We start from the raw sequence: 14065 nt of genomic DNA on the forward strand, positions 1-14065 counted from the left end.
ACTATTAATCTGCGTCATAACCCAAATTGGGTGCCAGCCAGCGCTCAACTTCGCTCACGATCATGCCTTTACGCGCGGCGTAATCTTCCACCTGATCGCGCTGAATCTGCGCCACGGCGAAGTACTTGCTATCGGGATGGCTGAAGTACCAGCCGGAAACCGCTGCGCCTGGCCACATGGCGAAAGACTCGGTGAGCTTCATGCCGGTATGTTTTTCCACCTCCAGCAGCTGCCAGATCGGTGCTTTCTCAGTGTGTTCCGGACACGCCGGATAACCCGGTGCGGGACGAATGCCCTGATAATTTTCGCGAATCAGCTCTTCGTTGCTGAGATTTTCATGAGCGGCAAAGCCCCAAATCACCTTACGCACGCGTTCGTGCAGATATTCAGCAAAGGCTTCTGCCAGGCGATCCGACACCGCTTTCACCATGATTTTGTTGTAATCATCGTGCTGCTTGTCATACGCCTCGGCCAGCGCATCTTCCTCAATTCCGGCGGTAACCGCAAACGCGCCGAGATAATCGGCTTTACCGCTGGATTTTGGGGCCACAAAGTCGGCTAAACAGTAGTTGGCGAAGTCGGTTTTCTCGGTCTGCTGACGCAAGTGATGACTGACGCACAGCACCTGATTGCGGTTCTCGTTGCTGTAGATTTCAATGTCATCGCCGACACGGTTGGCCGGGAAAATCCCCACCACGCCGCGTGGATTGAGCGTGCCGGTGCTGCTCAGCATATCGAGCATGGCGTTGGCATCGGCAAACAGGCGTTTGGCCTCTTCGCCCACCACTTCATCTTCCAGGATACGCGGATATTTGCCGGCCAGCGACCAGGTCATAAAGAACGGCGTCCAGTCGATGTAATTACGCAGCGTTTCAATGCTGGCTTCGACCGGACTCACGCCGAGGCGGTGCGCCACCGGCGGCGTATAGCTTTCCCAATCGATGACATAATCATTATCGCGCGCAGTTTGCAGGCTCACCGGCGGCGTGCGCGGCTTTTTGCGTGCGTGCTGAATACGCACAGTGTCGTACTCTTTGCGCGTGCGCGCCACGAAATCTTCTTTCAGCGTTTCGGACAGCAGCGATGACACCACGCCCACGGTGCGCGAGGCGTTCTGAACGTACACCGTTGGGCCGCTATAGTTCTGCTCGATTTTCACTGCGGTATGCGCTTTCGAGGTAGTCGCGCCGCCAATCAGCAGCGGGATGGTGAATCCCTGGCGCTCCATCTCTTTGGCGACGTTGACCATCTCATCCAGCGACGGCGTGATCAGGCCGGAAAGCCCGATGATATCGGCGTTCTCGGCAATCGCGGTTTTGAGGATTTTGTCACTCGGCACCATAACGCCGAGGTCAATGATTTCGTAGTTGTTACATTGCAGCACTACGCCGACGATATTTTTGCCGATGTCATGCACATCGCCTTTTACCGTTGCCAGCACAATCTTGCCGTTGCTGCGTCCGGCCTCTTTGCTGGCCTGAATATAAGGTTCGAGATAGGCCACCGCTTGCTTCATCACGCGCGCTGATTTTACCACCTGCGGCAGGAACATCTTGCCCTCGCCGAACAGATCGCCAACCACGTTCATGCCGGACATCAGCGGCCCTTCAATCACTTCAATCGGCCGCGCTGCTGCCTGGCGCGCCTCTTCGGTATCCAGCTCAATAAACTCGGTGATGCCTTTCACCAGCGAGTATTCCAGACGTTTTACCACGTCCCAGCTGCGCCATTCGGCCTGCTGTTTCTCCTGCTCGCCGTCGCTTTTGCTGCCGCGATATTTCTCCGCCAGTTCCAGCAAGCGCTCGGTGCCATCGTCACGACGATTCAGCACCACATCTTCCACCGCGTCGCGCAGTTCGGCAGGCAGATCGTCGTAAATCGCCAGCTGACCGGCGTTCACGATGCCCATGTCCATGCCGTTGCGGATGGCGTAATAGAGGAACACCGCGTGAATCGCTTCACGCACCGGTTCATTGCCACGGAACGAGAACGACACGTTGGAGACGCCGCCGGAGATCATCGCGTGTGGCAGTTCGCGCTTGATGTCTTCGCAGGCACCGATAAAGTCCATCGCGTAATTGTTGTGTTCTTCAATGCCGGTCGCTACGGCAAAAATATTCGGGTCGAAAATGATGTCTTCTGGCGGGAAACCGACCTCTTCGGTCAAAATCTTGTAGGCGCGACGACAGATCTCAATTTTGCGCGCCCGCGTATCCGCCTGACCCGCTTCGTCAAACGCCATCACCACCATCGCTGCGCCGTAGCGACGCACTTTGCGCGCGTGCGCGATAAACGGTTCCACGCCCTCTTTCATCGAAATAGAGTTCACAATGCCTTTGCCCTGAATGCACTGCAGGCCTTTCTCGATCACTTCCCATTTCGAGGAGTCGATCATAATTGGCACGCGGGCGATATCCGGCTCACCAGCAATCAGATTGAGGAAGCGCACCATCGCCGCTTCCGCATCCAGCATGCCTTCATCCATGTTGATGTCGATGATTTGCGCACCGTTCTCTACCTGCTGGCGCGCCACATCCAGCGCTTCGTTGTATTTCTCTTCTTTGATCAGACGCTTAAATTTGGCCGAGCCGGTGACGTTGGTGCGTTCACCCACGTTGACGAACAGCGAATCGGCCTGAATATTCAGCGGTTCAAGCCCGGCTAAGCGACAGGCAACCGGAATCTCAGGCAACTGGCGCGGCGCAACGCCGTCTACCGCTGCCGCCATCGCCGCGATGTGTTCCGGCGTGGTGCCGCAGCAGCCGCCGATAATATTGAGGAAACCGGCGCGCGCCCACTCACCAATTTGCTCAGCCATGATCGCCGCATCGAGATCGTATTCACCAAAGGCGTTGGGCAAACCGGCGTTCGGGTGCGCGGTGACGTAGCCTTCAGCAATGCGCGACAACTCCGCCACATACTGACGCAGTTCATCCGGGCCCAGCGCACAGTTGAGGCCGAACGACAGCGGTTCGGCGTGGCGCAGCGAGTTATAGAAACCTTCGGTGGTTTGGCCGGAGAGCGTACGACCGGACGCATCGGTGATGGTGCCGGAGATCATTAGCGGCAGCTTCACGCCCATCGCTTCCATCTCGGCCTGCACCGCGTAGATCGCCGCTTTGGCGTTCAGGGTATCGAACACCGTTTCGATCATGATGAGGTCGGAGCCACCGGCGATCAGCGCATGCGTCGATTCGCGGTAGGCTTCCACCAGCTGATTGAAGGTGACGTTACGATAGGCGGGATCGTTGACGTCCGGCGAGATAGAACAGGTGCGGTTGGTTGGGCCCAACACGCCCGCCACGTAGCGCGGACGATGCGGCGTTTTCGCCGTCCATGCGTCGGCGCTGGCACGCGCCAGTTTGGCGGCTTCGAAGTTGATCTCCGCCGATAGCGCTTCCATCGCGTAATCGGCCATCGCAATGGTGGTGGAGTTGAAGGTGTTGGTCTCGAGAATATCCGCGCCGGCAGCGAGATAGGCATCGTGGATTTCGCGGATCACCTCCGGTTTGGTTAGCACCAACAGATCGTTGTTGCCCTTCAAATCAGATGGCCAGTCGGCAAAGCGGCTGCCACGGAAATCCTGCTCACTCAGTTTATAACTCTGGATCATGGTGCCCATGCCACCGTCCAGAATCATAATGCGTTGCGCCAGCTGCTGCTGCAGCATTTCTGTTTTGTTGCTCACTCTCGCCCCGTCCACGTCATTGCGTTGGCTAATATGCCAGCCAGTCATACTGGCACAACTTGCAGGTGATCAAAAGTCAGCTCAGATGAGACATTTTCAGCTATTGCCGATGACAGGTCTGACCAGAAAGTCAGCGTTTGCATTAATGCGGTTAAAAACGAAAATGGTTTCCAGCATTGATGCGAATTGGAGACGTTATGGCAACCCCTGCGCCCGTGAAACGCGGCAAGAAACCGCGTGCGACAACGGCTACCACCAGCGCGCCCGTCGGCGGGCAAGTACAATCTTTGACGCGTGGTCTGCGCCTGCTGGAGCTGATTGCCGAATCCCACGGCAGCGTGGCGCTGACCGAACTGGCACAACAGGCCGGTTTACCCAACTCCACCACTCATCGCCTGCTCTCCACCATGCAGCAGCAAGGTTTTGTGCATCAGGTGGGCGACTTAGGTTTGTGGACCATTGGTTCGCACGCGTTTGTGGTCGGCAGCAGCTTCCTGCAGAGCCGCAATCTGCTGGCGATTGTGCATCCGTTGCTGCGCAAGCTGATGGAAGATGCCGGCGAGACGGTGAATCTGGCGGTGCTGGATCTCAGCGATTATCAGGCGGTGATCATCGATCAGGTGCAGTGTACGCAGCTGATGCGCATGTCCGCGCCGATTGGCGGCAAGCTGCCGATGCATGCATCCGGCGCCGGCAAAGCGTTTCTGGCGCATCTGAGCGATGAGCAAGTTACCGCGCTGCTGCATCAAAAAGGGCTGCATCACTACACGCCGAAAACGCTGATGTCGCCGCACAGCCTGAAGGAGAATCTGGCGCTGATTCGTAAGATGGGCTTTTCGCACGATGATGAAGAGCACGCGCTGGGTCTGCGCTGCGTTGCGGCACCGATTTATGACGAACATGGCGAACCCTTCGCCGCCATCTCAATCTCCGGCCCGATTGCGCGCATGACTGACGACCGCATCACCGAGCTGGGAGCGCTGGTGATCCGCGCCGCGAAGCAGGTGACCCAAACCTATTCTGGCCGCTAAGCGGCCACCGACGCATAGCGCGCGCTGAAACGCTGGCTGGCGCGCCACGCAATTACCTCTTCAATATGCCCTTCGCGGATGCGCGTTTGCAGCGCGCGCCACCAGTTGGGATCAAACAGCTGCGGATGCAGCGCCTGCAGCAGTTTGCCGGTCGAGGGTTCGCTGCACAGCGCATAGCGGAAGGTTTCCGGGAACACATCATCCGGCCCGACGCTGTACCACGGCTCGGCCTGCAGCTCATCTTCCTCATAGCGCGCCTGCGGCACATCGCGGAACACCAGTTCGGTCATCGGGCGGATTTCGTCGTAATCGTAAAACACCACGCGGCCATGACGCGTCATACCAAAGTTTTTGTACAGCATGTCGCCGGGGAAAATATTTGCCGCCGCCAGCTGACGAATCGCATCACCATATTCGCCAATCGCATGCTGCCGCTGTTCCGGCGAAGCCTGAGCCAGCCACAGATTAAGCGGCTCCATGCGGCGTTCCAGCCACAAATGGCGGATGATCACCACATCGTCGCGCAGCTCGAGCTTTTCCGGGATATCGCGCTCAAACTCCGCCATCAGCTCGGCCGGAATACGCGCGCGCGGTAACGCAAAGTGCTCAAACTCCTGCGTATCCGCCATGCGGCCCACGCGATCGTGCTCTTTGACCATGCGATAGCAGTCGCGCACCTGCGCATCGGTGACCTCTTTTTGCGGTGCGAAGCGGTCTTTGATCACCTTAAATACGCGATCAAAACCCGGCAGCGTGAACACCATCATTACCATGCCGCGAATGCCGGGTGCGACGGTGAAATCTTCCTGACTTTTCGCCAGATAGTGCAGGTATTCACGGTAGCATTCGGTTTTACCGTGCTTCTGACAGCCAATCGCCATGTAGCGCTCTGCCACGGTTTTTCCCGGCAGAATCGGTTGCAGCCACGCCACCAGCGCGGCAGGCACCGGCGCGTACACCATGAAATAGGCGCGGGCAAAACCAAACACGATGCTGGCATCATCGCTGTCGGTGAGACAGGTATCGATCCATAAACGGCCAGCATCATCGCGCTGAATCGGCAGCAAACAGGGCACCATGCCATCACTCAGCTGCAGGCGCGCCACAATCCACGCGGTTTTGTTGCGGTAAAACAATTCGCTGGCGACATCCAGCGTCGCCGTCGCCAGCTGTGTGGCACCAAACTGCTCGTGCAGATGGCGCACAATCCAGCCGATATCGCGCGTTTGATCCTGCCACGTTAGACGCAGCGGAATGTCATTCAGCACCTGACGCAGTGTTTCCTGCCAATTCTGCTGCGGACGATAGAGGCGCGACAGCGGGCGCGGCGCAACCGGTGCAGGCGCATAGGGCTGCGACGGCAAGATAAACAGACGCTCGGGCGACAAATGGCTGTGGCCCTGCAGGCGACAATAGACCGAATTGAAGAAGCTTTCGGCGATTTCATGGCGCGGATAGCCGGGCAGCAAGGTTTCGTAATGGCTTTTCACCCGTAGCCAGAACTCGTCATCCCAGTCCGAAGTGTCATTGAGAATGCGCAGCTGGTTGGTGACCAGGCCAACATGGTGATCGTAAAGATGGATACGCGCTTTCATTGCCTGCTGCACCGCGTGCCAGTCGGCCTGCTCGAAGCGCTGTTGCGCACCGGCGGTAATATCCAGAAAGCGGCCATACTGCGCGTCAAAACCTTGCAGAATGGTGTGGGCGATCAGCGATTCTCTCGGCGTCATCGGCAACGCTCCTTTAGCGGTAAGTGGTCGCCATTGAATGGCGACCTTACAACGGCTTCAGAATTGTGCGGCTTCGGTGGAGCCGGTCAGCGCGGTCACGGAGGATTGTCCGCCCTGGATGACGTTGGTGACGCGATCGAAATAGCCGGTGCCCACTTCCTGCTGATGCGATGAGAAGGTGTAACCCTTATCGCGCGCCGCAAACTCCGGCTGCTGCACTTTCTCCACGTAATGGCGCATGCCTTCGCCCTGTGCATAGGCGTGCGCCAGGTCAAACATGTTGAACCACATGCTGTGAATCCCGGCGAGCGTAATGAACTGGAAGCGATAGCCCATTTCGCTCAGCGCCTGCTGGAAACGGGCGATAGTGCGATCGTCAAGGTTCTTCTTCCAGTTGAACGAAGGCGAGCAGTTGTAAGCCAGCAGCTTGCCGGGATACTGCGCGTGAATCGCGTCGGCAAAGCGCTGCGCCATCTCCAGATCTGGCGTTGAGGTTTCGCACCACAGCACATCGGCATAAGGCGCATACGCTAGCCCGCGGCTGATCGCCTGTTCAATCCCGGCACGCGTGCGGAAGAAGCCTTCCGAGGTGCGCTCGCCGGTGATAAACGCCGCATCGCGCGGGTCGCAATCTGAGGTGATCAGATCGGCGGCATCCGCATCGGTGCGCGCCAGCAACACCGTCGGCACGTTCATGACGTCCGCGGCCAGACGCGCCGCCACCAGTTTCTGAATCGCTTCCTGCGTTGGGACTAATACCTTGCCACCCATGTGGCCGCACTTCTTCACCGCCGCCAGTTGGTCTTCAAAATGCACCGCGCCAGCACCGGCCTGAATCATCGATTTCATCAGCTCGAACGCATTGAGCACGCCGCCAAAGCCCGCTTCCGCATCGGCGACAATCGGCAGGAAGTAATCAATAAAATCACTGTCTTCTGGCGATACGCCGCTGGCCCACTGAATTTGATCGGCTCGCTGGAAGCTCTGATTAATCCGCTCCACCACATTTGGCACCGAATTCACCGGATACAGCGATTGGTCGGGATACATCTGCCCGGCCAGGTTAGCATCTGCCGCCACCTGCCAGCCGGAGAGGTAAATCGCCTCTATGCCGGCTTTCGCCTGCTGCACCGCTTGTCCGCCGGTCAACGCGCCAAGGCTGTTGATGTAGCCTTTGCTCGATTCACCATTCAGCAGCGACCAGAGTTTGGTGGCACCGCGCTCCGCCAGCGTGCAGGCGGGATTGACCGAACCGCGCAGATTGACCACATCCTCCGCACTGTACGGACGAGTAATTCCCTGCCAGCGCGCATCATTCCAGCTCGATTCCAGTTGTTTGATCTGTTGCGTACGATTCATCGTCATATCTCCAGGTTCAAGGCAGCAGGCGGTAGCCCGGCAGAGTGAGGAAGGAAACCAGTTCGTCATCGGTGGTAATTTGCGCCATCAGCGCGGCGGCATCGTCGAAGCGTCCATTTTGAAAACGTTCTGCGCCAACGGTTTGCTGCAAGGTGGCCAGCTCTTCCTCCAGCAGCCGTTCAAACAGCGCCACCGTTACCGGCTGGCCATCGCTGAGAATTTGTTTGTGATGAATCCATTGCCAGATGGAGGTGCGGGCGATTTCAGCGGTGGCGGCATCTTCCATCAACCCATCAATCGGAACGCAGCCGTTGCCGCTGATCCAGGCTTCCAGATATTGCAGCGCCACGCGGATATTGGCGCGCATGCCGGCTTCAGTACGCTTGCCGCGACAGGGCGCCAGCAGACGTTCGGCGGTGATTGGCGCATCCTGCTCACGCGTGATGTGCAGTTGATTGGGCTGATCGCCCAGCCGACGGTCAAACTCCTCCATCGCGATATCAGCCAGGCCGGGATGCGCCACCCAGGTTCCGTCGTGACCGTTGCCCGCTTCTCGTGCCTTATCTTCCTGCACCTTTTGCGTCACCCATAAATTGCGCTCCGCGTCTTTGCTCGGAATCAGCGCCGACATACCGCCCATCGCCAGCGCACCACGACGATGACAGGTTCGAATCAGCAGGCGTGAATAGGCATCGAGGAATGGCTGATCCATGCTGATTTGCTGGCGATCCGGCAGGATACGATCGGGATGCTGGCCCAGCGTTTTGATGTAGCTGAAGATGTAATCCCAACGGCCACAGTTCAGGCCAACGACGTGATCGCGCAGTTCCCACAGGATCTCATCCATCTGGAATACCGCCGGCAGCGTTTCGATCAATACCGTGGCTTTGATGGTGCCGCGCGGCAGATCGAAGCGATCTTCACTGAAGCGGAAGATCTCACGCCACCACGCCACTTCAGCGGCATGCTCAGTTTTCGGCAGATAGAACCATGGCGCGTGGCCCTTCTCCAGCAGCGCTTCAACGTTGTGGAAAAAGTAGAGCGCAAAGTCGAACAATCCGCCGGGAATGGCCCGATCGCGCCACTCCACATGCTTTTCATTCAGATGCAGACCGCGCACCCGACACATCAGCAGCGCCGGATTGGCGCGCAGCTGGTAGATCTTGCCGGTTTCACTGGTGAAGCTCAGCGTGCCATTGATGGCATCGCGCAGTGTTAATTGTCCGTCGATCAGCTTCTGCCAGGTTGGCGCCAGTGAATCTTCAAAATCGGCCATGAAGACGTTGACGTTCGCGTTGAGCGCGTTGATCACCATTTTGCGATCCGGCGGCCCGGTGATCTCTACGCGACGATCCTGAAGCAGCTGCGGAATAGGACGAACTTGCCACGCATTTTCACGAATGGAAGCGGTTTCCGAATCAAAGCCGGGTAACTCACCCTGATCGTAACGCTTCTGTCGTTGCTGGCGTGCTTTCAGCAGGCGTTCGCGCTCTGGTGCAAAGCGCACCACTAATGCGTGTATAAAGTCGATTGCTTCTGGGGTAAGCAGCTGCTTTTCCGCGTGGGTAAAGGGCTGGCTGAAGGTTAGCGTATTGCTGATAACCGAGTCTGTCATGCGGGCTGCCTCCTGAGTTGATCCATCGTTTAACGATCGGATCCGGATGTAGGGTGTTTTATAACCTGCAAGATCAGAGCATAATGATTTTTATTTTAATTTCAAAAACTATTTCCATTTTAATGTTTATTTTAATTTATCAGATTGATATTTATGTAATTTAATCTCTCGAATTAAAGGCAATAACTTCCACTGGTGAATTGAAGGCAAAAAAAAAGCCGCGATAGCTTTCGGCTAGCGCGGCAGGATCAAACGAGGTGTTTGATCTATTCGAGTGTTGGATTCATCCGGCGCAGATCGAACGGCGTGATCTGATAAACGTAGTAGTTCAGCCAGTTGGAGAACAGCAGGTTGCCGTGGCTGCGCCAGGTGGCGCGCGGTGGCAGCTCTGGGTTGTCGTGCGGGAAGTAATTGAACGGCACGTCCGGCTGCAGGCCAGCATCGTAATCGCGATGATACTCACCCGAGAGCGTCAGCGCATCGTACTCAGGGTGGCCGGTGACAAACGCCAGGCGCTTGTCTTTGCTCGCCATCAGATATGCGCCGGTGGATTCCGATTCGGCAAATAGCTCGAGATCGGTGTAATCGCGGATCAGCTGGCTCGGAAAATCAGCATAGCGCGAATGCGGGGCCAGGAAATTGTCGTCAAAACCGCGCGTTAGTAAGGCGTGGGGATGCAGGATTTGGTGCTCATAAACACCGGACAATTTGTTCTGCCGCGTCTGCTTAGGAATGCCATACAGAATGTTGAGTGCCGCCTGAACCGCCCAACAGACAAAGAGCGTGGAGGTAACGTGTTCATTCGCCCAATGCAGTACGCGTTGAATCTGCGGCCAGTAAGCGACATCATTGAAATCGACCAATCCCAGCGGCGCGCCGGTCACAATCAGTCCATCGAAGTTATCGTTTTGGATGTCTTCGAAGTTGCAGTAGAAGTTGTTCAGATGCTCCGTCGGCGTGTTGCGCGACTCGCGACTATCAATGCGCAGCAGCTGCACATCAATCTGCAACGGTGAGTTAGAGAGCAGACGCAGGAACTGATTTTCTGTCTCAATCTTCTTTGGCATCAGGTTAAGAATCAGCACTTTTAGCGGACGGATCTCCTGAACACTGGCGCGCGACGACGTCATGACAAAGACGTTTTCATCACGCAAAAAATTCACTGCCGGTAATTCGTCGGGAATCCTGATTGGCATAACCTACTCACCTCTTACTGATAACCGTATAAACGTTTAGACATCCAGATGCCCGACATTAACGTGTTATGTCGGGAATGTCGAGTCTTCATGCGATTTATGAAAATGTTTCAGCTTTAATGGGATTTGGGATAAGTCGTGGCGTATTTATGCTGGATTAGCTTCTTGAAATGGAAGTTTGAGATGAAATTTGCGTGATTTTCATACACTGAATCGCTCTATTCTATGCGATTTTAGCTGATTTCAGACGCAAAAAAACCCCGGACTCTCGTCCGGGGCTTCTTCACTATTTGATGCCTGGCAGTTCCCTACTCTCGCATGGGGAGGCCCCACACTACCATCGGCGCTACGGCGTTTCACTTCTGAGTTCGGCATGGGGTCAGGTGGGACCACCGCGCTAAAGCCGCCAGGCAAATTCTGTTTCGTCTGCAGCCCCTCTCAGGCGCCGCAGACCAGTCCGTAAACAAGCTGAAAATCTCTGGTCTCTCAGACCAAAACGCCTCTGGCGTTGTAAGGTTAAGCCTCACGGGTCATTAGTACCGGTTAGCTCAACGCATCGCTGCGCTTACACATCCGGCCTATCAACGTCGTAGTCTTCAACGTCCCTTCAGGACCCTCAAGGGGTCAGGGAGAACTCATCTCGGGGCAAGTTTCGTGCTTAGATGCTTTCAGCACTTATCTTTTCCGCACTTAGCTACCGGGCAGTGCCATTGGCATGACAACCCGAACACCAGTGGTGCGTTCACTCCGGTCCTCTCGTACTAGGAGCAACCCCCCTCAATTCTCCAGCGCCCACGGCAGATAGGGACCGAACTGTCTCACGACGTTCTAAACCCAGCTCGCGTACCACTTTAAACGGCGAACAGCCGTACCCTTGGGACCTACTTCAGCCCCAGGATGTGATGAGCCGACATCGAGGTGCCAAACACCGCCGTCGATATGAACTCTTGGGCGGTATCAGCCTGTTATCCCCGGAGTACCTTTTATCCGTTGAGCGATGGCCCTTCCATTCAGAACCACCGGATCACTATGACCTGCTTTCGCACCTGCTCGAGCCGTCACTCTCGCAGTCAAGCTGGCTTATGCCATTGCACTAACCTCCTGATGTCCGACCAGGATTAGCCAACCTTCGTGCTCCTCCGTTACTCTTTGGGAGGAGACCGCCCCAGTCAAACTACCCACCAGACACTGTCCGCAGCCCGGATTACGGGCCTACGTTAGAACATCAAACATTAAAGGGTGGTATTTCAAGGTTGGCTCCACGCAGACTGGCGTCCACGCTTCAAAGCCTCCCACCTATCCTACACATCAAGGCTCAATGTTCAGTGTCAAGCTATAGTAAAGGTTCACGGGGTCTTTCCGTCTTGCCGCGGGTACACTGCATCTTCACAGCGATTTCAATTTCACTGAGTCTCGGGTGGAGACAGCCTGGCCATCATTACGCCATTCGTGCAGGTCGGAACTTACCCGACAAGGAATTTCGCTACCTTAGGACCGTTATAGTTACGGCCGCCGTTTACCGGGGCTTCGATCAAGAGCTTCTCCTTGCGGATAACCCCATCAATTAACCTTCCGGCACCGGGCAGGCGTCACACCGTATACGTCCACTTTCGTGTTTGCACAGTGCTGTGTTTTTAATAAACAGTTGCAGCCAGCTGGTATCTTCGACTGCCTTCAGCTCCATCCGCGAGGGACTTCACCTGATGACAGCGTGCCTTCTCCCGAAGTTACGGCACCATTTTGCCTAGTTCCTTCACCCGAGTTCTCTCAAGCGCCTTGGTATTCTCTACCTGACCACCTGTGTCGGTTTGGGGTACGATTTCGTGTTACCTGGAGCTTAGAGGCTTTTCCTGGAAGCAGGGCATCAGTTACTTCACCACCGTGGTGGCTCGTCGTCACGCCTCAGCCTTAAGATACCCCGGATTTACCAAAGGTATCAGCCTACACGCTTAAACCGGGACAACCGTCGCCCGGATAACCTAGCCTTCTCCGTCCCCCCTTCGCAGTAACACCAAGTGCAGGAATATTAACCTGCTTCCCATCGACTACGCTTTTCAGCCTCGCCTTAGGGGTCGACTCACCCTGCTCCGATTAACGTTGAACAGGAACCCTTGGTCTTCCGGCGAGCGGGCTTTTCACCCGCTTTATCGTTACTTATGTCAGCATTCGCACTTCTGATACCTCCAGCATGCCTCACAGCACACCTTCGACGGCTTACAGAACGCTCCCCTACCCAACAACACATAGTGTCGCTGCCGCAGCTTCGGTGCATGGTTTAGCCCCGTTACATCTTCCGCGCAGGCCGACTCGACCAGTGAGCTATTACGCTTTCTTTAAATGATGGCTGCTTCTAAGCCAACATCCTGGCTGTCTGTGCCTTCCCACATCGTTTCCCACTTAACCATGACTTTGGGACCTTAGCTGGCGGTCTGGGTTGTTTCCCTCTTCACGACGGACGTTAGCACCCGCCGTGTGTCTCCCGTGATAACATTCTCCGGTATTCGCAGTTTGCATCGGGTTGGTAAGCCGGGATGGCCCCCTAGCCGAAACAGTGCTCTACCCCCGGAGATGAGTTCACGAGGCGCTACCTAAATAGCTTTCGGGGAGAACCAGCTATCTCCCGGTTTGATTGGCCTTTCACCCCCAGCCACAAGTCATCCGCTAATTTTTCAACATTAGTCGGTTCGGTCCTCCAGTTAGTGTTACCCAACCTTCAACCTGCCCATGGCTAGATCACCGGGTTTCGGGTCTATACCCTGCAACTTAACGCCCAGTTAAGACTCGGTTTCCCTGCGGCTCCCCTATACGGTTAACCTTGCTACAGAATATAAGTCGCTGACCCATTATACAAAAGGTACGCAGTCACCCCATTAAAGAGGCTCCCACTGCTTGTACGTACACGGTTTCAGGTTCTGTTTCACTCCCCTCGCCGGGGTTCTTTTCGCCTTTCCCTCACGGTACTGGTTCACTATCGGTCAGTCAGGAGTATTTAGCCTTGGAGGATGGTCCCCCCATATTCAGACAGGATACCACGTGTCCCGCCCTACTCTTCGAACTCACAATCTGTGCACTTTCGTGTACGGGACTATCACCCGGTATCGTGCGACTTTCCAGACGCTTCCACTAACGCACAAACTGATTCAGGTTCTGGGCTGTTCCCCGTTCGCTCGCCGCTACTGGGGGAATCTCGGTTGATTTCTTTTCCTCCGGGTACTTAGATGTTTCAGTTCCCCGGGTTCGCCTCGCAACACTATGTATTCATGTTGCGATGATGCACTGGGTGCACCGGGTTTCCCCATTCGGACATCGTCGGCTGTAGCGGTTCATATCACCTTACCGACGCTTTACGCAGATTAGCACGTCCTTCATCGCCTCTGACTGCCAGGGCATCCACCGTGTACGCTTAGTCGCTTAACCTCACAACCCACAGGCGTTTTGCAACGCGC

The 14065-nt window shown here is 56.0% G+C and carries 6 protein-coding genes and 2 rRNA genes; 1 reads left to right on the plus strand and 7 read right to left on the minus strand.

Annotated elements, in window-relative coordinates; translation table 11 throughout:
* Window positions 1–4: 4 nt before the first annotated feature.
* Window positions 5–3688, minus strand: a complete 3684-nt coding sequence (metH, locus tag Q3H59_RS18895; protein ID WP_309836337.1) for a methionine synthase — start codon at window positions 3686–3688, stop codon at window positions 5–7.
* A gap of 197 nt (window positions 3689–3885) precedes the next feature.
* Here metH and iclR point away from each other — a divergent pair, with 197 nt between their 5' ends.
* On the plus strand, window positions 3886–4719 hold the full coding sequence (iclR, locus tag Q3H59_RS18900) for a glyoxylate bypass operon transcriptional repressor IclR (RefSeq protein WP_101763122.1): 834 nt from the start codon (window positions 3886–3888) through the stop codon (window positions 4717–4719).
* Here iclR and aceK read toward each other — a convergent pair.
* From aceK to Q3H59_RS18930, 6 genes are all read right to left on the minus strand, one after another.
* A complete protein-coding gene (gene aceK / locus Q3H59_RS18905) occupies window positions 4716–6449 on the minus strand; it encodes a bifunctional isocitrate dehydrogenase kinase/phosphatase (RefSeq protein WP_309836339.1) in 1734 nt (577 codons plus the stop codon). The genes iclR and aceK overlap by 4 nt on opposite strands.
* 57 nt (window positions 6450–6506) lie before the next feature.
* A complete protein-coding gene (gene aceA, locus Q3H59_RS18910; RefSeq protein ID WP_101763124.1) occupies window positions 6507–7808 on the minus strand; it encodes an isocitrate lyase in 1302 nt (433 codons plus the stop codon).
* Window positions 7809–7824: 16 nt separating this feature from the next.
* A complete protein-coding gene (gene aceB / locus Q3H59_RS18915) occupies window positions 7825–9423 on the minus strand; it encodes a malate synthase A (RefSeq protein WP_309836342.1) in 1599 nt (532 codons plus the stop codon).
* A 266-nt stretch (window positions 9424–9689) separates the two neighbouring features.
* Entirely contained in the window at window positions 9690–10619 is a 930-nt protein-coding gene (metA, locus tag Q3H59_RS18920; protein WP_101763126.1) for a homoserine O-succinyltransferase, read from the minus strand.
* Window positions 10620–10914: 295 nt separating this feature from the next.
* Window positions 10915–11030 (minus strand): 5S ribosomal RNA (gene rrf, locus Q3H59_RS18925).
* Between the two features lie 101 nt (window positions 11031–11131).
* Window positions 11132–14036 (minus strand): 23S ribosomal RNA (locus tag Q3H59_RS18930).
* Window positions 14037–14065: the final 29 nt, after the last annotated feature.

This window comes from Pantoea sp. SORGH_AS_0659 (assembly GCF_031453915.1).
Lineage (GTDB): Bacteria > Pseudomonadota > Gammaproteobacteria > Enterobacterales > Enterobacteriaceae > Pantoea > Pantoea leporis.

Coding starts and splice junctions, on each gene's coding strand:
- aceK (WP_309836339.1), bottom strand. CDS start 6,449: ATGACGCCGAGAGAATCGCTGATCGCCCACACCATTCTGCAAGGTTTT.
- aceB (WP_309836342.1), bottom strand. CDS start 9,423: ATGACAGACTCGGTTATCAGCAATACGCTAACCTTCAGCCAGCCCTTT.
- iclR (WP_101763122.1), top strand. CDS start 3,886: ATGGCAACCCCTGCGCCCGTGAAACGCGGCAAGAAACCGCGTGCGACA.
- metA (WP_101763126.1), bottom strand. CDS start 10,619: ATGCCAATCAGGATTCCCGACGAATTACCGGCAGTGAATTTTTTGCGT.
- aceA (WP_101763124.1), bottom strand. CDS start 7,808: ATGAATCGTACGCAACAGATCAAACAACTGGAATCGAGCTGGAATGAT.